Origin of the sequence: Methanofollis aquaemaris, assembly GCF_017357525.1 — an archaeon.
Lineage (GTDB): Archaea > Halobacteriota > Methanomicrobia > Methanomicrobiales > Methanofollaceae > Methanofollis > Methanofollis aquaemaris.
The window spans coordinates 2,407,030-2,426,491 of sequence record NZ_CP036172.1 but is presented as its reverse complement, the minus strand read 5'-3'; the positions used below and the strand labels follow the sequence as shown (position 1 = coordinate 2,426,491).

Sequence of the window (19,462 nt, the reverse complement as noted above, 5' to 3'; positions counted from 1 at the left end):
CGGTCGGGTAAAAAAAGGGAGAGGGGTCACTCCTCCTCAGGAACCGGTTGCGCGGCCGCCGCCGCCACCGGTACGCCGTCGGGCTCCCGCCTGACGATCACCGGCTGCTCGGCAAGTTCGGGCCATTTCAGCACCTGCCCGTCGGTATCCCTGAGCGGCACCGGCGGGTGGGAGGTCTGCGTCAGGTGCGAGACGACGAACATCGCCGCCCCGGCCACCACCGTCGGGACGAAGGTGAAGAAGACCGTCCACTCGTTGTCGGGCGGGACGAGCGTGAACGCCCCCTCCTGAAGAGAAAGGGCGGCGATCCCGGCGAGGGTGGTGAAGAACCCGGAGAGCATCGAGGCGATCGCTCCGGGGGCGTTCGCCCGCTTCCAGAAGAGCCCGCAGACCACCGTCCAGAAGAGGCAGGCAAAGAGGAGGGTGAACCCGAAGATCATCAGGTCGTAGACTCCCGTGGCGGTGAAACTGATCCCGATGCAGAGCAGACCGATGGCGACGACCAGGGCCCTGGTGATCCGCAGCACCCTCTTCTCATGGTGCACATGGTCCGAGACCGAGCCATGGATGAAGTTGGTCGAGATGACCGCCGCGGCCGCGAAGATCGCCGAACTCGCGGTGGACATGATCGCCGCCACCAGCGACCCGACGAAGAGGGCCATCATCCAGGGGGAGAGGAGGGTCTTGGCGAGATAGGGGACGATCAGTTCGGGGTCCTGAGCCAGCACCGCCCCGTCGATGAGCCCGTTGTTCACCATCACGATCCCGACCAGACCGAGGACGATGGGGCCGAGGCCCGCGACCCAGTACAGCCCGGTCCCGAAGAGGAGACCCTGCCTGGCCGCTTTATCGTCCCGTGCGCAGAAGACCCGCTGCGAGATGTCCAGGGAGGCCAGGCTCCCCAGGCCCATCCCGCACCAGGCCGCAAACCAGGCCATGATCCCGGTGAAAGTCCACCCGATCCCGCTCGGCGAGGCGTCGTCGGGGAGGATCGACCAGAAGTCAGCCGGGGTGTTGGCCGCGATGGCCTCGATGCCGCCGGCATAGGAGATGCCGGTCGGTATCAGGACGGCGAGGCCGAGGAGGATCAGGACCATCTGGATGTTGTCGGTGATGATCACCGCGAGCATCCCGCCCAGATAGGTGTAGATGATCACGATCAGCCCGGCAAAGACCGCGCTCTCCACGGCAGGGAGGCCGATGAGGACGTTGAGGATCTTGCCGATGGCCAGGATCTGGACCGAGGTCCAGAAGATAAGAGTGGGCAGGGAGAGGAAGGACGCAACCAGCGAGCCTTTCATCCCGTACCGGAGATAGTACATCTCCCCCAGCGAGGCGATCTTCATCTTCCGCAGGATGGTGACGAAGAACACCGCCATCAGGAGAAGCGTTATACCCGAGGCCCAGGGATCGGCGATGGTGGCAAGGAGATGGCCGTCGTACGCCGCCCCCGCCCCGCCGAGAAGGGTGCCCCCTCCCCAGAAGGTGGCGAAGAGTGTTCCCCCAATCAGAACAGGACCGATATTCCGGTTTGCAACCAGGTATCCCTTCGAGGTCTCGACCGCGCCCCGGCGCTGGACAAAAAAGCCAATAGCAAGCATCAGGGCGAGGTACAGCAGGATAATCAGGACTTCTATGCTCATCAGGCGACCAGTACTATTTTCCCCGAGGTTTTTTGAGAATATCGGATGGAGACGCAGGGGCAAAAAAGAGATCTCCACCACCCAACCAAGGAAAAGGAGCCGTAGCGCCGGAAAACCACGACGATGACGAGTGTGCAGAAAGTCGGGAAACGGGGCAAGCGCGCACCGGCGGGCGCACCTCCGGGCAGATGGAGGCGTGAGTGAGGACCGCCAGGCCCGACATGCCGCAGGATCAGATCCCGCTCAGCACAAGGTACAGGAGCCCGACGGCCGCCGCCAGATGAACGAACAGGAAGGCCGGCACCAGTTTGAACTTCGGTTTCTGCGTCTTGTGCCTGAACCGCCGCATCGCCCACCAGGCCCCGAACGGCCCCAGGAAGGCGACAACGAGGAGCAGATTCTCGGAGGTCCGCCACCGGCCGGCCCGCGCCTTTCTCTTGTCATTCCAGAAGACGGACGCGGCGCCGAGGTTCAGGAGCAGGTAGAGCGCGAGGAGCGGAACGGTACCTTCCATCCTCTCTCCTCACGCAAAGTCGAAGAGCGTCGTCCTCGAAGGATCGACGTCGGTCCAGGTCCATCCCAGGGGCTCGATGATCCTGGCGATCGGTTGCTTGATCGTCTTCTCAAGCATCGTCTCCCAGTCGACGACGAACTCGGGGGGCACCTGGTCGGCGTACTCGAAGGCGACCACGTCGGTCTGGGGATATTTGCAGGTCACCTGTTTGATATAGATCCGTTTGGGTTTGCTCCCGCGCTTGAAGTCGGTGCCCAGATAGGTGTTCGAGTAGATCGCACCCCTGATATGGGCGTCCTTCGTCTCGTAGTCATCGAGCGCCTTCCCGATCCCGCCGGGGATCCCGGCCTCGTCCATGGAGTACCCACCCCGGCGGTACGTCCTGATCACCTCGCCGAGATAGGTCTTCACCTCGGAGAGCGGGGCGCCCCTGAGGATCATGGCGATCACCTGCTCCTGCACCTCGCGGGTGACCTGCGGCGAGTCGCTGCGCCGCATCTCGAACCCGACGATGTCGACGGTGTCGGCCTCGACCCCCTCCTTCCAGACCAGGTGACCGGCGTACCGCTTCTTCTTGCCGGCCTGGAAGAAGCGGGCATAGACCTTCTCGAACTTGATGGAGAAGTAGTTCCGGTCGGCGTTGAGGGCTTCTTTCGCAAACGCCTCGTAACTCTCGTTGAGGCGCGCCTCGATCTCGCGGGCCCGTGCGATCGTCTCCTCCAGGGGGGCCTGCGGGAGTTCGACCATGCACGAGTCGGTGTCGCCGTACAGCACCTCGTAGCCCATTCCGGTGATGACGTCGCGCGTGTGCCCGATGATCGCCCGGCCCACCGAGGTGACCGCGGCCCCGATCTCCCGGTCGTACAGCCTGAAGCGCGAGTAGCCTGAGACCCCGTAGTAGGTGTTCATGATCACCTTGATGACCCCCTGCTGGAGGTCGAGGAGGCGGTACTCGGGCGAGCCGTACGGGTGCTCGTTGCGGCGCGCCTTGATCGAATCGCGCTCTGCCATCAGTTCGGAGATGATCGTCCTGGTCAACCCGTCAGGGCTCCGCTTGAACCGCACGCCGTTGGGGGCCTTCAGTTCTCCGGCCGGATCCTTCGTCTCGGGGGAGGCGTTGATGGTCATCATCGCCATCGGGTACAGGGACTTGAGGTCGAGGACCACCACGTTCTCCTTCACGCCAAGCGTCGGTTCAAAGACCGTGGCGCCCTCGAACTCGTCGGCCAGGACATGCCCCTTCGAGGGAAGGACGAAACGGCCGTGGGCCTTGCGCAGGATGTAGATGTCGATGACATTGGATGAGTTGAGGGTTCGGTCGAGGGGTACGCCGACGTACCTCGATATCATCCGGTAGAAATCGACGATGTCGTTTTTCTCGTTGATCTTGACGCAGAGTTCGACATCAGTGCAGTTGTACTCGACGAGCCGCTCGGGGTCGTCCCGCCAGAGGTCGCTGACCGTCCCGGTGTAGCGGACCTTCCGCTCCCCGACCTCGTCGGCGGCGACGGCGTCGAGGCGGTACGACTCCTTCTGACCTGGCTGGAGTTTCCGGTAGGCGGTGAGGAGGTCGAAGACCGCCCGGCCCCGCACCGCGGTCCGCTCGGTCGCGCCCGGGAGCCTGGAGAGGTCGTTGGGCCTGAGCCCGAGGGCGCTCATCCGGTGGACGATGTAGGGGAGGTCGAAGTCGGTGAAGTTCCAGCCAGAGAGGATGTCGGGGTCGCGGTCCCTGATATAGGCGACAAAGGCGTGGAGCATCCCCTCCTCGGTCTCGTATGGGCATACGGTATGCCGGGCGTCCCCTTTCCAGAGGTGGCCGTTCTTCTTCTCCCAGGCCTCGGAGAAGGAGGCGGGTGTCCCGTCCGCAAGATAGAGGAAGGTGGTGTAGTCCCGCTCGAAAGAGTCCCAGCAGGTGATGCAGGTGATCGCATCCCGCTCGGTCTCGGGAAAGCCGCGCTCGTCCTCGCACTCGATATCGATGAAACAGAGACGGGCCGGGGCGTCGACCTCGGCCGGCGCCACCCCGGTGTGTTCGACGACCTCGGTCGGGGCCTCAAGACCGCCGGTCAGCCCGGTATCGATGAGGTACCGCGTCGCAAACGGGATGTCGGCCTCATAGTGGCGGGTGAATTCGCCGCGAAGATCACGGACGTCGGTCGGTCTGTTGGTGTACAGCCTGGTCAGCGCCTCGCCCTTGATGGAGCGGTACACCTCTTCGTCCTGCCCGGTCACCTGGGGAGGGAGGGAGGTTTCAGCTACCTCATCGGCCGGAGCATAGAAGTACGGCCGAAACCCGGTCACCTGGATATGGACCGCCCGACCGTCCGGTTCCCGCCCGAAGACGTGGATGACCGGGCCGACGCCCGAGATGTTGTCGTATTCCACCTGGTTGATCGCACACCTGATCCCCCCCGCCCCGGCCTCCGGGCCAAAGAGCGTCGCCTGTTTCTCGGTCATTACGCGTCCCTGCAGAGTTTCTTGATGAAGCCGGCGGCCTCGTTCAGTTTGGCCGTCTCCCATTCGTCGAGATCCCACTCGACGATCTCCTCAACCCCATCGCGCCCGACCCTGGCAGGGAGACCGATGGAAAGACCGGAGAGACCATACTCCCCGTCGACGATGCACGAGCACGGGACGACCTCGTCCCGCCGGTCGCTGAGGACCGTCTCGGCAAGCCTCGTGATATGGGCCGCAGGACCGAAGGCCGTGCCGCCCTTGCCCTTGATCACTTCCATGCTCGCGCCGCGGAGGGCGGTGAGCACCGCCTCGCGCTTCTCGACCGGCACCCCGGTCCCGAGCCTGGAGAAGACCGGAACCTGGTGTTCCCCGTGCTCGCCGAGGATAAAGGCCGGCCCGCCCGCGATCCCCTCCTTCGCGAGCCTGAGGGCGAACCTGGCGCTGTCGAGCTGGCCGCCGAACCCGACGCACCGGGAGGGCTCGAGGTCGAGGCAGCGGGAGAAGAGGAAGTTGTTCACGTCCATCGGGTTGGTGACCGTGATCAGGACGCCCCCAAACCCTCTCAATGCCCGGCAACAGTCGTCGATGACCGGGAGGTTGACGGTGAGGAGGTCGGCCCTGGTCTTCACGTCAGGGGTCCGCGGCCGTCCCGCGGTGAAGATACAGACGTCCGCGTCCCTCAGGAGGGCGGGATCGGTCTCGATGGTAACATCATAGGCGGCATGACTGATATCAAGGACCTGCGCGCGTTCAAGGGGCTTGACGGCGTCGCAGAGTATGAGTTCGTCCGCAAGACCCAATGCTGCGGCGAGAAATGCGACTTCACCCCCGACCCGGCCGGTTCCGATCACTGCGAGGCTGCTCATATGATCTCTCTATGGGTATGCTAATAATAAATAACCGCAATCTCTTCTGGATGATTACCCTCCAACCTGGCGAAATAACGGTCGGCGGGGTCGCTCTTCACAACCATCTCCTCCTCGCGGCCGGGGTGCTCGGGACGACCGGTGCGTCCCTCGGGCGGATGCTCAGGCTCGGGGCGGGCGGCGTGGTCACCAAGTCCATCGGCCCCGAGCCCAACCCCGGCCACCACGGTCCCTGCCTGGTCAGGACCGAGGGCGGGCTGCTCAACGCGATGGGCCTGCCCAATCCCTCGAAGGAGTTTGTGGGTGAGATCGAGCCCCTCAAAGACGATCCCGTAGTCGTGAGCATCTATGGCAAAGACCCGGAGGACTTCAAGGAGGTCGCCGGATGGTTTGCCGAAACGGCCCGCGGCTTTGAACTGAACGTGAGTTGCCCGCATGCCGCCGGGTACGGGGCGGCGATCGGGACCGACCCAGAGATGGTGCTCGAGTGCACGCGGGCGGTGGCCTCCCACGGCCTGCCGGTCTGGGTGAAACTCACCCCGAATGTCACCGACATCACCACCATCGGCCTGGCCGCCGAGAAGGGCGGGGCGAGCGCGATCGTGGCGGTCAATACCGTGCGTGCGATGCGGATCTCCACTGAACTCCGCCGGCCGGTCCTGGGGTATCGGAGCGGCGGGCTCTCGGGCAAGGCGATCTTTCCGGTCGCGGTGAAGTGCGTCTGGGACCTGTACGAGGCCTGCTCGATCCCGATCATCGGATGCGGCGGGGTGTCGACGGCGAACGACGTCGTCGAGATGATGATGGCCGGCGCCCAGGCCGTCGAGGTCGGGAGCGCGGTCGTCGACGACGTGCGGGTCTTCGAGCAGATCGCACGCGGCCTGTACTCCGGCGACGGGGTGGCGGCCGAGGAGATCGTGGGGGTGGCGCACCATGCCTGACCTCCCGATGCTCCCGGTGCGGGTGACGGTCAAGGCGGTCGTCGAGGAGACGCCGTCGGTGCGGACCTTCTACTTCGAGCCAGCGATCCCCTCCTCGCCCGGCCAGTTCGTGATGGTCTGGGTGCCCGGCGTCGACGAGGTGCCGATGGCCCTCTCCTCGGCGACCTCGATCACGGTCCAGCAGGTCGGCGACGCCACGACGGCGATGTTTCTGCTCAGGCCCGGCGACTCCCTCGGGATCCGCGGCCCGCTCGGCAACGGCTTCACGGTGAGCGGCAAGACCCTGGCCATCGGCGGCGGGGTCGGGGCTGCTCCGCTCCTCCACCTCGCGGTGGAGGGGCAGGTGAGCACCTTCCTCCTGGGGGCGCGGACCGCCGACGAACTCCTCTTCGCCCCGGTGATCAACGCCTCGTCCAACCTGAAGATCGCCACCGACGACGGCACGGCCGGCCACCACGGGGTGGTCACCGACCTGATGGACGAGATCGACCTGGAGGCGTACGACCACATCTGCGTCTGCGGCCCCGAGATCATGATGCTCAAGGTGCTCGAACGCCTCCAGAAGGCAGGCGTCGCCGACCGCGGCCAGTTCTCGCTCCACCGGTACATGAAGTGCGGGATCGGGGTCTGCGGCTCGTGCGCCACCGACCCCCACGGCCTCCGGGTCTGCCGGGACGGCCCCGTCTTCACCGGCGCCGACCTCCTGGAGTCTGAGTTCGGGCGCTATGCACGGGACGCCACCGGCAGCAAGGTCGTCTTCCCGTGGGCGAAGAAAGCGGAAGAGTGAGCAAACACTTCCTTTCTTTTTTTTATCTGAGCGTGGGATGAAGGGGAGCGGAGCGGTTGCCTTCGCTCTCTCGTTTCCTCTTCTATCGTCACCGCGGGGGTTCGGGTTCCCCGAACCCCCGTATTATGAGGATAGGAGCGGGACGGCACATCGTTGAAGAGAAGAAACACCACCTCTCCTGATCACTACTTGCCGTCCCCCACCAATCGCCATCAGGGCGGGGTTCAGGGGGCGAGAGCACCCTGAACCCCCTTTGCCACAGATGAGGGCGAAAGACAAACAGGAGGAGCAAGAAGAGCATCCCTTCGGCTTCACCATTCTGCCTTCCTGCCCCCATCTTCATCCAAGAGGTCCGGGGGCAACGCCCCCGGCGGGAGGGATGGGAAGGCATGATGATCAGGCGTGCCGCCTTCAATCGTAGAATCTTTCCTGGAATCTCGCGCCGGGGGTTTCCACCCCCGGACCCCCACGGACCGAGGATAGGCGGGGGCGGCAATTGGGTGGTGGTCCCATCTGGTGCCCCGTTCCGAAGGGGGAGAAAGGATCTATGCCCACTCCAGAGACCCACAGAATTTTCATCCCGTATGCTTGAACCAAGGGTTCATGAGCAATTCTACAAAGCCAAAATGATTGAATGTTCTATGGAAAAAAATCAAAGAAAAAATATCACCCTCTCACAACCGATGCTCGATCTCTGCCTTGAACCGTTCGAGGTCGCCGAGATGGTTGATGTTGATGAAGGTGAGGAGTTCGGGGTCGAGCGGTCTGAACGACTCGGCAGAGACATAGCGGGGACGGAGGCCCTCGACCATCGCCCGCAGGGAGCGGGACTCGTGCTCGCGGAGATATTCGAGAAGCGCGGAGCGGAGATAGACTGCATGGAGGGGTTCGAGCATCTCACGGTTCCAGCAGGGGATGACGGCGTCGTAGTCCTCCAGCATCCTGAAGAGTTCCTCGATCACCTCCCCGTTGATGCAGGGCATATCACAGGCGACGATGAAGAGTTCCTCACCGCGAGCCGCGAGAGCACCGGCATGGACCCCGCCGATGGGCCCCATCTTTTTTCGCAGGTCTTCGATGCACCGGACGTCCTGGTATTGGGCAAAGCGCGCACACTGCTCTTTGTTCCTGGCAACGATGACAATCTCATCGACGACTCCTCTGAGCGTCTTGAGGAGGCGGTCGATGAACGTCTGGCCGCAGACCTCGAAGAAATATTTCTCCACCCCCCCGGCCCGACGCGCCTCGCCGCCCACCAGCACGATCCCGGTTCTCATCACTGCTCCAGGAGCGACTCGCGGAAGTGCATCAGCCGGGTGATGCAGTCGTTGTAGGGGGCGTCAAGTTCGTATTTCCGTGCCCTGGCCGCGATCTCGCCGTTCATGAAATCGATCTCGGTCAGGTGCCCGTGCATGATGTCCTGGAGCATGGAGGCATGGTGCTCGGCGGTGCTCGGCACCTGGACGTCGTGGAGGTAGGCGAGGTAGTCGTCGGCCGTCGGCCAGGGGACGCGGACGCCCTCCTCGGCCATCACCGCGTAGGCCTCCCTCACCACATGCTCGATGATCCCCCAGGGCATCGGGTGGAGGAGTTTGCCGTACGGCACATTCATCAGGGCGCCCAGGGGATTGAGCGAGGAGTTGTACAGGGTCTTCGCCCAGAGGTCGCCCTTGATATGGTCGCTCCCCTCGACCGGGATCCCGGCCTTCTCGACGAGGGCGACGAGGGCGTCCACCTTCGGATCGGGGCCGTCGGGGAACCGCCCGAGTTTCATCGGCCCACCGACCACCGAGATATGGACGCGGGCATCGCCTCGCCACTCGAACCCGGTGATGATCGTCGCGCCGATGACCCGGTCGGTGTATTCGGCGACGATCTCCTCGTTCCCGATCCCGTTCTGGAGACTGACCGTCTCGGTGTCCCGGATCACATCGGCGAACTGCTCGCAGATAGCACGGGTGGCAAGCGCCTTGGAAGTGATGAAGATATAGTCGTAGCGCTCGCCGGCGGGTACCTCCTCGGAGGCCGAGAAGCGGTGCGTACCTTCGCCCCAGAGCCCGGTCAGCACCAGCCCGCGCTCAGCGATCGCATCGGCATGCCGCTGCCTGCAGACGGCATGGACATCGCAGTGGTCGGAGAGTCGGGCGGCAAGGGAGAGCCCGACTGCACCGGCTCCGAGTATCAGCACTTTCATGGAAGAATCGTTATAAATTATGGCACTCACGGCTCTTAATATATCCGCTTTCCTCTCTCCAATGAGAGGAGCGCCTGCTTCAATTCGATAGAGGGAGAAAAACCGCCGGGCCCGTCCTTTGCCACCACACGGTGACAGGGGACGACGAGCGGCGTGGGGTTGAGGCGCATCGCCGTGCCGACGACCCGCGGCACCGTCCCGACGCGGGCGGCGACCTCGCCGTAGGTCGTCGTCTCGCCGTACGGGACCGCCTGCACCGCGCGGTAGATCCGGGCAAAGACGCTCTCGCCCTCGGTTGCGACCGAACGGAGGTCAGCAAGCCCGGCCGGGTCGCCGGCGAGGTACCGGGTGAACTGCTCGGGCACCCCGCCCGCGGCAGGGTGCCTGAGAAAACAGACCTGTGAGACGAAGTCGTCCTCCCAGGCGACATGCACGTGCCAGAGCCCGAAGGAGCAACTCCCCTCATGCACCCCGGTTCACCGCCGGTCCTTCCATTTGAGCACCAGGCGCCTGAACCCCTCGAGTTCGCACCGTTCCATCTCCTCCTGCATCCAGGGCGGGAGGCCGTCCCGCACGTCCTGCTCCAGGAAACGCTGCTCCGCGAGGACGAGCACCCCGGTGTCCTCGGGCGTCCGCAGCACCCGGCCGAGCGCCTGGGTGGCCCGGTTGATCGCCGGGAGGGTGTACGAGATGAACTCACCCTCCCGCCCGAACTTGTGCTTGTAGTAGTCGATGACCATCCGGCGCACATTGTTGTACGGTGCCAGCGGGAGGCCGACGACCATCGCCCCCCGCAACATCTCGCCCCGGTAGTCGAGCCCCTCGCTCCACTTGCCGCCGCAGACCGCAAAGAGGATCCCGGCCTTCCCCTGTTCGGGGAGGCCGACGAACTCGCGCAGCGCCGTCGTCGCCTCGCCCGATTCCCTTGGTTCCACATAGATCTTCTTGCCGTTGACCCGACTCCCGCAGGCCTCGGCATAGGTGTTGAGGAGTTGGTACGAGGGGAAGTAGACGGCAAGGTTGCCCGGCGCCTGGGCGAAAGCCCTGATGTAGCCGACGATCCGCTCGGTGTTCAGGGGATCGCGGCGCATCCGAAAGGCGGTGGTGACATCGTTTGCGCAGGCGAGCAGACGGTTCTCCCGTGGGAAACTGTTGGGGAGGGAACGGGCGCGGACCACAAGGTCGCCGAAGAAATATTTCATGTAGGCGTCGAGGGGGGAGAGAGTGCCCGAGATGAGGACGGCACCGGCATGGGCCTCGCAGATCTCACACATCTTCCCGCTCGGATCGATGTTTCGCACCTCAAGTTCGACCACGCCCTCGGAGGAGCGATACAGGGTGAGGAAGGTCGGGTCGGCCCCGGCGCGGTAGACGCGGTACATGAAATCAGAGAACTGCTCGACCGCGCTCTCCTTGTAGATCCCGGCGCTCTTGTTCTTCTCAGAGACCTTCTCGGCGATCTTTGAAAGGTCTTCGACGACCTCTTCAAGCCCTTTGTACAGCGAACCCTTGATCGCCATCCGGTGGAAGATCGCCGGGTCGAACCAGTCCTCATCCTTGGGCGAGCGCCTGAGATCCTCCATGAAGCGCGAGACATTGGGGAGAACCTGCCTGACGGCGTTCACCGACTTCATGTTCTTCGAGAGGTGGGCCAGTTCGGTCATCGTCCCTTCGAGCACTCTCGCCTCCAGGACGACGCTCTGGATCCCCTCGACGACGTCCCCGCAGTTGTGGGCCTCGTCGATGAGGAGGAGGACGTCTTCGGGTTTGATGTCGAGGTTGGCGTACAACTGGTCCCTGACGTCGTCGTTGAAGAGGTGGTGGAAGTTGCAGATGAGGACGTCGGCGCCGCGGGCCGCCTGCATCATCGTCTCGTACGGGCAGAGCCCGCGGCAGAAGGCGTTGAGGTTCTCGGGCGGGATCCCTTCGCGCCGGACGCGGTTGGCCCGGTCGCGGAGCGCCCCCGACGGTCCCATCCGCAGTCCCGCCTCCTCGCTGTCCTTGACAAAGACCCGGCTCTTGATGAAGTACGGGCAGAGGAGCGGGTGCTCGGGGTCCATCTTCCTGAGCTGCTCCTTGATCACCCGGTCCTCGGTCGGGACCAGGGAACCCTTGTGCGCCTGCTCGCGCATCAGCGATGAGGAGAAGGCCTTGACCGCCTCGCACCGCCGGTAGGGATCACCCTCCCCGCCGAGCGGACACATCGATCGCTTTCCGACGAGGTATGCGAAGGTGAGGGTGGGCTTCACCTTCCGGACCAGTTCGAGTTCTCTGATAAAGGTGGCGAGTTGCGAGATGGTCCGCACCGCGACGATTACCTTCTTTGTGCCGCGGGCGGCGAGGAGGGCCGAGACGACGCTCGACTTCCCGCTGCCGGTGGGGGCGTCGATCATCGCGATCCCGCCGTCGCGCGCGGTCTCTGCGGCGAACTCCAGCATCTCCCTCTGGTTCGGGCGGAAGGACGGATACGGGAACCAGTCTTCAAGCGGGTCCATTCACTACGTCTTGGTCGCCCGGCATGATGTAGTATTGGGTTCCCGCGCGCCAGGTCAGGAGACGACCTCGTCAGCCATCGAAATACTCTCAGGCACGAAGGCGATGATGTTCTCCCGCTCGGGGTCGGGTTCTTCGTAGGTGGTGGACGTCCTCTCATCATGCCAGAAGAGGAAGTCGCGGGTCTCGGTGATGGTGACGTTCCCCCCCTGGCCGCCCCGACCGAGGATACTGATCGGACACGCCTGCACGTCCCCGGCAAAATGCACCTCCCCCAGCGGGGTGAAAGTGCCGTTTTCGAGGAGAGCGAGGTCGTAGTCCCCGCCGCCGTACCCGATAGAACCTCGCGATCCCGAGACCATGATCCAGAGCCCCTCTTTCCCGAGGTGGAGATCGGCAAAGTCGACCTCTTCCAGTTCGCCGAGGACATCGAGGGGGTGGAGGCTCACCGGCACCGTCTCAGATGCCGCTCGTGACCAGGAGATCTTCCCGGGCCGGTCGGGAAAAAAGGAGAGGTCGACGTGGACCAGGTTCGCGCCGCCCTCTTTTTCGTCCCAGAACTCGATGGTCATCCTCTCCAGTTCCCCGTCCGCTCCGATCACGAGGTCGGCACTGTTGAGCACGGCCGTCTCGTTTGTCGCACCGGTCTTCTCCAGGATGATAGTCCATATCTCACCGAGCGGGAGGCCGAAGGCGTTGGGCTGGAGGACGACGGTCGCCTCGTTCTCCGGCGCCCCGGCAAGGCCGGTGCACCCGGCGGCGATGAGGCATAGGGCGAGAGCGAGGGCCGAGCAGACATACAGGAGACGGGAGGATTGCATATATCACATATTATGGCCCCAAACATAATATTTTTGGGATCATAATCCTCGGAGCGGTGCGATCCGCACAGGTGGTGGTTTTAGAACCGAATTGCAATGACAGGGGTGGCCTCTGATGTGCCGGGGGGAGGTGCCGCCTCTTCGTCTCCTCCATGACCGGTCGCTCCTTCCTCCACGCACACCCCTTTTATCGCCAGGCGTCCACACTATTCCCCATGGCGATCCACCCGATAGACTACCGGTACGGCACTCCAGAGATGAAGGCCGTCTGGGGCGAAGAGAACCGGTTCAGGTGCATAGTGGCGGCGGAGGTCGCGCTCGCACAGGCCGAGGCGGCGTGCGGGGTTATTCCGGCCGACGCTGCGGCGACGATAGAGAAGTGCGCGGGAGAGGCCAGCCTCGCACGGGCGAACGAGATCGAGGCCGAGATCAACCACGACATGATGGCCGTCGTCAAGGCTGTCACCGAGGTCTGCGGCGACGCCGGGCGCTGGATCCACTTCGGCGCCACCTCGAACGACATGCTGGACACGGCCACCGGGCTCCAGATGAAGGCGGCGATGGACCTGATCGAGGAGAAACTCCAGAGACTCCTCGCCGTCCTCCTGCGCCGCGCCGAAGAGACGAAAAACCTCGTCTGCGTCGCACGCACCCATGGTCAGCACGGCGTGCCGACGACGTACGGGCTGCGGTTTGCGATCTGGGCGAGCGAGGTCGGTCGGCACATCGAGCGCCTCCGCGAGTTGCGGCCGCGGGTCGCCGTCGGCCAGCTCACCGGCGCCGTCGGGACGCAGGCGGCCCTGGGGACAAAGGGGCTTGAGGTGCAGCCCGCGATGATGGAGTACCTCGGACTCTCCGCCGTCGACGTCTCCAACCAGGTGATCTCCCGCGACCGCTATGCGGAGTACGTCCTCTTCCTGGCGAACATGGCCACCACCCTGGACAAGATCGGGGTCGAGATCAGGTCGCTCCAGCGGACCGAGATCGCCGAGGTCGAGGAAGCCTTCGGCAAGAAGCAGGTCGGATCCTCGACGATGCCCCACAAGAGGAACCCGATCAAGAGCGAGCAGGTCTGCGGCCTCGCCCGCATCGTCCGCTCAATGGTCGAACCCGCCCTCCAGAACAACACCCTCTGGGACGAGCGCGACCTCACCAACTCCTCCTGCGAGAGGGTGGTCTTCCCCGAGGCCTCGGTCCTCGCCGACCACATCCTCAACGTGATGACCGGCGTCCTCGACCGCCTCAATATCAGGGAGGAGAACATCAGGAAGAACCTCAACCTTCTCCACGGCGTGAACCTCGCCGAGTCGGTGATGATCGAACTGACCAGGCGCGGTCTGGGCAGGCAGGACGCACACGAGGCCGTCCGTGTGGCAAGCATGACGGCGCTTGCAGAGAAGCGGAGCATCGCCGGCGTCCTCGAAGAGAACCCGAAGGTCGCGGCCGTCCTCTCCTCCGAAGAGATCGCCGTCCTCCTCAACCCTGACAACTACATCGGCACCGCGGTCGAGCAGGTCGAGCGCGTCGTCGAAAAACTCAGGCCCCTCTCGGCCTGAAAAATCTTTTTTCGGGTCTGGAAACATATTCTCCAATGATCTCTTAGCCGGGGGCGGTCAGCACGGGCGATGAGGTACGACCCACCCTCGAATATGGCTAAATTGCCCCCTGTTTCAAGAACAAAGTCCCAAATCAGGGACCAGTCTGGGCGTTTTTTCCGATCAAACCATAGAGACGTTTTTTCATGCAACGCATCGAGGGAACCGGGTCTTTCCCGGCCCCCTGAGCCATCGTATGACTGCAAGTAATGCCCCGGCATCATGGCCGTCCGGTACTCCTGCAATAAGAGCAAGAAAAGAGACGGGATTATGGCTGATTTCAGGAGGGCCGGCTCTGTTGAATCCTCATTCTTTTGCCAGGGGGGCTCTTCTGATCACTCACGTCCCCTCTGGTGAGTCGGTGCATTTCCAGGGTCTTTCGTCTCCTCAGACGGTTCGGCTTCACTCCTGCAGGAGAGGAGGAAAGGAGCGTCAGGTTACGCCACGACTGACCTGGGTGCAGTGGGAAGGAAAGAGCCGCCGGGGCTGGAAAAAAGAGGAGTTATCTCCGTCTTCCCCTGAGGAGGAGGGCGGCGCCCGCGGCGAGGGCGGCAAGCCCGAAGGGGATGGGGCTCTGCTGCGGGGTTGTTGCCGTGGGGGCGGGGGTCGTGACCGGGAGTGCGGTCGCGGTTTCGGTCGGCGTCACGGTCGCGGTCACCGTCGGCGCGGGTCCGGACCCCTCGGCCCCGATCGCGAAGAGGGAGAAACCGGGGCTTTCCGCGGTGAAAGAGTAGCCATACGCGTCCTCGCCGACGATATGGGTCGGGAGGGCGTGCCAGGCGCCGTCGTGATACCTGTACACCACGACGTTCTCAGGCGCAAAGCCATGCTCTTCGAGCCATGCCTTCGGGATGGTGAAATTCAGGGACGCACCCGCGAGGGCGGCGTCCGTGGTGCGGTAGAGGGTCACCTCGTCGTATTCGTAGACCGCGTCGGCCGGGGCATCGACGCCCGAGGGCAGGCCTCCCCTCTCGACAGTGAGGAGGACTTCAGGGACTGTCTCCCCGGCCGTCACGCCCACTTCAGAGATCGCGGAGCCCTGCACTGCGAAGGAGGCGTGGCCGCCTGCAGGGATGTTGCTCGCCGTACCGGCCGAGACATCGGAGTGACCGCCGCCGGAACTGTGGGAATGGGGCGTCTGTGTCGGCGTCGGCGTTGGTGTTGGTGTTGGTGTTGGCGTCGGCACCGGTTGCAGGGAGAAGGAAAAGGGCGTGTTCGTGCCAGAGACAACCGTCACCGTCCTGTTTGCGGGGGTCACGTACCCTGCAAGGGAGACGGTGATCGTGTGGTCGCCGACAGGGAGGTAGAGGAAGGTGTCGGTTGTGCGGGTGGTATTCACGCCGTCCACATGGACGGACGCACCGGCAGGCGTCGAGGAGACAGCCACCGTCCCGCCGTACACCAGCGGGAGGGCGTCGGTGCCGAGGTTCGGGATCTCCAGCGTCTGATCGCAGATGCCGTCGAAGTCTGCGTCCGCACACCACTCGGAGATGTTCTGGGTCGGGTCAGTCAGCCAGAGGTTGCCGCCCAGGTACGGCCCGCCCGCGATGTTCGTGCCGGCGGTGCGGGTGGCGTTGAGGACGCCGGTGGAGTTTTCTGCAAAGATGTTGGTGGGGTTCTCGAAGCGGCAGTTGGTGATGACGGCACCGGTGGAACTGATGAAGAACGCACCACCGCCGCAGATCGTTGCCGTGTTGTTCGTGAAGGTCGTGTCCGTCAGGGCGGCACCGGTGGAAGACTCGAAATACGCACCGCCGCCGAGCCGTGCTGCCGTGTTGTTCTCAAAGGTGGTGTTTGTCAGGGCGGCATTGTGGGACGCCGCGAAATACGCACCGCCGCCGCCGTTCGTTGCCGTGTTGTTCGCAAAGGTCGTGCCCGTCATCAGTCTGGCACCCTCGGAACGGACGAAGAACGCACCGCCGCCGCCATAAACTGCCGTGTTGTCCTCAAAGGTCGTACCCGTCAGCGCGGCATCGTCGGAACCGTCGAAATATGCACCGCCGCCGTTCTGTTCTGCCGTGTTGTTCGCAAAGGTCGTGTCTGTCAGGGCAGCACCGGCGGAACTGATGAAGAACGCACCGCCGCCGAAGTTCGTTGCCGTGTTGTTCGCAAAGGTCGCGCCCTCCAGGACGGCACCGGTGGACTTGATGAAGAATGCACCGCCGCCGTTCTCTGCTGCCGTATTGTTTGTGAAGGTTGCGTCCGTCAGAGTGGCATTGGTGGAATCAGTGAAGAACGCACCGCCGCCATTCATGGTTGCCGTGTTGTTCACAAAAGTCGTGTACGTCAGGGCGGCACCGGCGGAATTGAAGAAGTACGCACCGCCGCCGTTCTGTGCTGCCGTGTTGTTCGTGAAGGTCGTGCGTGTCAGGGTGGTACCGGTGGAAACGAAGTACGCACCGCCGCCGTTCTGTGCTGCCGTGTTGTTCGCAAAGGTCGTGTCCGTCAGGGTGGCATTAGTGGAACCTTCGAAGCACGCACCGCCGCCGCCGAGGTACTTTGCCATGTTGTTCGCAAATATCGTCCGTTTCAGGTTGGCATTGGGAGAATAGGCGAACCAAGCGCCGCCGCTGCCATAATCTGCCGTGTTGTTTGCAAAGATAGTGTCCGTCAGGGCGGCATCGGCGGAATTTTCGAAATCCGCACCGCCGCCGAAGTCTGCCGTGTTGTTTGTGAAGGTCGTGCGTGTCAGGGCGGCACCGGTGGAACCGCGGAAGAATGCACCGCCACCGTTGTTCGTTGCCGTGTTGTTCGCAAAGGTCGTGTCCGTCAGGACGGCATCGGCGGAATCCTTGAAATACGCACCGCCACCCCAGTTCATTGCCGTGTTGTGTGTGAAGGCGGTGTTTGTCAGGGTGGTACCGGTGGAAGCGAAGTACGCACCGCCGCCGTTCTCTGTTGCATTGTTGTTCGTGAAGGTGGTGTCAGTCAGGGCGATGTCCATCGGGGTGGCACCGAGGGGCCAGGAGAAAAACGCACCGCCGCCGTTCGTTGCCGTGTTGTTCGCAAAGGTCGCGTCTGTCAGTCTGGCTCTGGAACAACTAGAGTCGAAATATGCACCGCCGCCATCAGATTTTGCCGTGTTGTTCGTGAAGGCCGTGCCCGTCAGGGCGGCATCGGCGGAAGCCTCGAAGTACGCACCGCCCCCGTTGCTGTTCTCTGCCATGTTGTCCGCAAAGGTCGTGCCCGTCAGTCTGGCACCGGGGGAACCGCGGAAGTACGCACCGCCGCCGCAGTTCGTTGCCGTGTTGTTTGTGAAGGTGGTGTCCATCAGGGCGGCATTGACGGAATTGACGAAGTACGCACCGCCGCCGTCGTTTGTTGCCGTATTGTTCGTGAAGGTCGCGCCCGTCAGGGCGGCACCGGCGGAATTGAAAAAGAACGCACCGCCGCCGCCATAAACTGCCGTGTTGTTCGTGAAGGTCGCGCCCGTCAGGGTGGCACCGGTGGAACCGGTGAAGAACGCACCGCCGCCGTTCTGTTCTGCCGTGTTGTTCGCAAAGGTCGTGTCCGTCAGGGCGACATAGTTAGAACTGTCGAAATACGCACCGCCGCCAGAGTCTGCCGTGTTGCCGGTGAACACCGTCCTCTCGACCAGGATGTGGTCGACGCGCTGGGCATGGAGCGCACCGCCGAGGCCAGAGCCTCCCGTGTTCCCGGCAAAAGTGCATTCGGCGATGGTAAGGCCCTGAATCCCGTAGGCGTCGATGCCGGCGCCGCTACCAAAGCTCAACGTGTTCCCGGAGATGTTGAGGCCGCGGAAGGTGGCGTTGTCCGCGCTGACGGTGAACGCCCGGGCAGTGCCGGAGATGAGGGGTTGTGCGGGCGACCCTTCCCAGCGCGTGACCGTCACGTTGGGCGCGTTGATGGTGATCCCGCCCTCGTAGGTGTAGCCTTCCACGCCCCAGATGCGGATCGTGTCGCCGTCACCGATCTCAGGGATACCCAGGAGACTGGTGTAATTGTCGCCCACCTCGATCTTCGAGACATTCCAGGTGTGAGGGTGATCGGTTGCCGCAGAAGCGGCCGCGGGGAGGAGGAGACACCCCGCAATCAGGCACAAAATTGCTATTCTGGCCCTACTGTTGCACATATGATCTTCAGTCATAATACTCCATATCGTCCCGTTCTTTTTTTGCGGGATGTGATGGCATCCTTATAGATAGCGATGAGACTGTATATCAAAAATTTGGATTAATAATAGTAATATAGTATATGCTGAATTTACTAATCGCAAATATATACAATCCATACGGGTGGATTATGGCCGGCGGAACACATATGGGGTTAATCTGTACTCTTAGAGTTCCATGAGGGCCGGATAAGGGATCAGAATCTCAAATGCGGCGCGCAGAGAGTGCACCGCCATACGGCACCAGAATAGGCAGAGAACAGCCCCCAGCTGATCTGCACGGCACCCCCTGCCGCTCTGAAAAAAGAACCCGACGCCCCGATCAGGGGCCGCCACTCACTCCTCCCCGCCCTCGGGCACGGAAAAATGCGTCTGGACAAAGCGCCACCCGTCCCAGGTGTTCATCAGCACGGCGGTCAGGCGACCGTGCAGGTGCCGCACCCTGCCATCCGCAGTAATCGTCATCTCGAAGGGCGTCGCCACCCAGGCTATGATCCCGTCCGCCGCGATCCTGAGGTCGCCGTATTCGAGCGAGATGTCGTCGAAAGCTGCACATTCACGGGTGATGGCAGAGACGTACTCGTCGCGCCCCTCCACCCACTCCCCCTTCTCGGATCCGATCCCGATCACCTCGGGCGCCAGCAGCGCCGCAACGCCGTCTGCGTCCTTTCGTCCGTACGCGGAGGCGTAGGCGTACATCGTCTTCGTCACCGCTTCCCGCGTCTTTGCACTGAGAGCCATCGATACAGAATAGAACAGATGGGAGTTAGCCTTTCCTGATCCTGTGCAAGGCGCAAAAGGATCAATCCATGATCTCCCTCCTTGTGACCGATAAACGAACAGAAATCGAGCATCGTGCCCTCCCCCCCGGCGTGAAGATAAGGGAAGGCACGTCGATCAGACGGGCCGCCTTGAGGCGGGGCGGCAGCAATCTCTTGAACGACGCCGTACTTCAGAAACATCTTCAGGTCACATATCCGGCCCGGAACGTTCTGGGATGACCTCATGGTAACCCCACT

14 protein-coding genes are annotated in these 19,462 nt (G+C 63.2%); 3 read left to right on the top strand and 11 right to left on the bottom strand.

Annotation, left to right across the window (positions count from 1 at the left end; translation table 11 throughout):
• Positions 1 to 26: 26 nt before the first annotated feature.
• The 4 genes from RJ40_RS11505 to RJ40_RS11490 form a co-directional block, all read right to left on the bottom strand.
• Positions 27 to 1,643 (bottom strand): sodium:solute symporter family transporter, encoded by a 1,617-nt coding sequence (locus tag RJ40_RS11505; protein ID WP_265580992.1) that lies wholly within the window; start codon positions 1,641 to 1,643, stop codon positions 27 to 29.
• A gap of 232 nt (positions 1,644 to 1,875) precedes the next feature.
• Positions 1,876 to 2,157 carry a DUF1294 domain-containing protein gene (locus RJ40_RS11500; RefSeq protein WP_265580991.1) on the bottom strand — a complete coding sequence of 94 codons (282 nt, stop codon included), beginning with the start codon at positions 2,155 to 2,157 and terminating at the stop codon, positions 1,876 to 1,878.
• A gap of 9 nt (positions 2,158 to 2,166) precedes the next feature.
• Positions 2,167 to 4,614: a DNA-directed DNA polymerase gene (locus RJ40_RS11495; protein WP_265580990.1), complete on the bottom strand. Its 2,448-nt coding sequence runs from the start codon at positions 4,612 to 4,614 to the stop codon at positions 2,167 to 2,169.
• Complete coding sequence (locus tag RJ40_RS11490; protein WP_265580989.1) at positions 4,614 to 5,480, bottom strand: malate dehydrogenase; 867 nt, start codon at positions 5,478 to 5,480, stop codon at positions 4,614 to 4,616. The genes RJ40_RS11495 and RJ40_RS11490 overlap by 1 nt, the downstream gene beginning before the upstream one ends.
• Positions 5,481 to 5,530: 50 nt before the next feature.
• Here RJ40_RS11490 and RJ40_RS11485 point away from each other — a divergent pair, with 50 nt between their 5' ends.
• Together RJ40_RS11485 and RJ40_RS11480 are read left to right on the top strand one after the other, a co-directional pair.
• The gene (locus RJ40_RS11485; protein ID WP_265580988.1) at positions 5,531 to 6,421 is read left to right on the top strand and encodes a dihydroorotate dehydrogenase; all 891 of its coding nucleotides are present in this window, start codon (positions 5,531 to 5,533) and stop codon (positions 6,419 to 6,421) included.
• The gene (locus RJ40_RS11480; protein ID WP_265580987.1) at positions 6,414 to 7,208 is read left to right on the top strand and encodes a dihydroorotate dehydrogenase electron transfer subunit; all 795 of its coding nucleotides are present in this window, start codon (positions 6,414 to 6,416) and stop codon (positions 7,206 to 7,208) included. Before RJ40_RS11485 ends, RJ40_RS11480 begins: the two co-directional genes overlap by 8 nt.
• Before the next feature lie 674 nt (positions 7,209 to 7,882).
• Here the strand turns inward: RJ40_RS11480 and mobA are convergent.
• Genes mobA through RJ40_RS11455 form a run of 5 tightly spaced genes read right to left on the bottom strand, consistent with a single transcriptional unit; the run spans position 7,883 to position 12,716 of the window.
• Entirely contained in the window at positions 7,883 to 8,485 is a 603-nt protein-coding gene (gene mobA, locus RJ40_RS11475) for a molybdenum cofactor guanylyltransferase (protein ID WP_265580986.1), read from the bottom strand.
• Positions 8,485 to 9,402, bottom strand: coding sequence for a ketopantoate reductase family protein (locus RJ40_RS11470; RefSeq protein ID WP_265580985.1), 918 nt, complete (start codon positions 9,400 to 9,402; stop codon positions 8,485 to 8,487). The genes mobA and RJ40_RS11470 overlap by 1 nt, the downstream gene beginning before the upstream one ends.
• A 35-nt stretch (positions 9,403 to 9,437) precedes the next feature.
• Positions 9,438 to 9,872: a methylated-DNA--[protein]-cysteine S-methyltransferase gene (locus tag RJ40_RS11465; protein WP_265580984.1), complete on the bottom strand. Its 435-nt coding sequence runs from the start codon at positions 9,870 to 9,872 to the stop codon at positions 9,438 to 9,440.
• A 6-nt stretch (positions 9,873 to 9,878) separates the two neighbouring features.
• Positions 9,879 to 11,897: an ATP-dependent DNA helicase gene (locus RJ40_RS11460; protein WP_265580983.1), complete on the bottom strand. Its 2,019-nt coding sequence runs from the start codon at positions 11,895 to 11,897 to the stop codon at positions 9,879 to 9,881.
• Between the two features lie 54 nt (positions 11,898 to 11,951).
• The gene (locus tag RJ40_RS11455; protein ID WP_265580982.1) at positions 11,952 to 12,716 is read right to left on the bottom strand and encodes a hypothetical protein; all 765 of its coding nucleotides are present in this window, start codon (positions 12,714 to 12,716) and stop codon (positions 11,952 to 11,954) included.
• Between the two features lie 215 nt (positions 12,717 to 12,931).
• On the opposite strand from RJ40_RS11455, the gene purB reads away from it, so the two are divergent.
• Positions 12,932 to 14,272 carry an adenylosuccinate lyase gene (purB, locus tag RJ40_RS11450; protein WP_265580981.1) on the top strand — a complete coding sequence of 447 codons (1,341 nt, stop codon included), beginning with the start codon at positions 12,932 to 12,934 and terminating at the stop codon, positions 14,270 to 14,272.
• A gap of 541 nt (positions 14,273 to 14,813) precedes the next feature.
• Here the strand turns inward: purB and RJ40_RS11445 are convergent.
• Both RJ40_RS11445 and RJ40_RS11440 read right to left on the bottom strand, forming a co-directional pair.
• Complete coding sequence (locus RJ40_RS11445; protein WP_265580980.1) at positions 14,814 to 18,419, bottom strand: right-handed parallel beta-helix repeat-containing protein; 3,606 nt, start codon at positions 18,417 to 18,419, stop codon at positions 14,814 to 14,816.
• A gap of 360 nt (positions 18,420 to 18,779) precedes the next feature.
• Positions 18,780 to 19,184, bottom strand: coding sequence for a nuclear transport factor 2 family protein (locus tag RJ40_RS11440; RefSeq protein ID WP_265580979.1), 405 nt, complete (start codon positions 19,182 to 19,184; stop codon positions 18,780 to 18,782).
• Positions 19,185 to 19,462 lie beyond the last annotated feature (278 nt).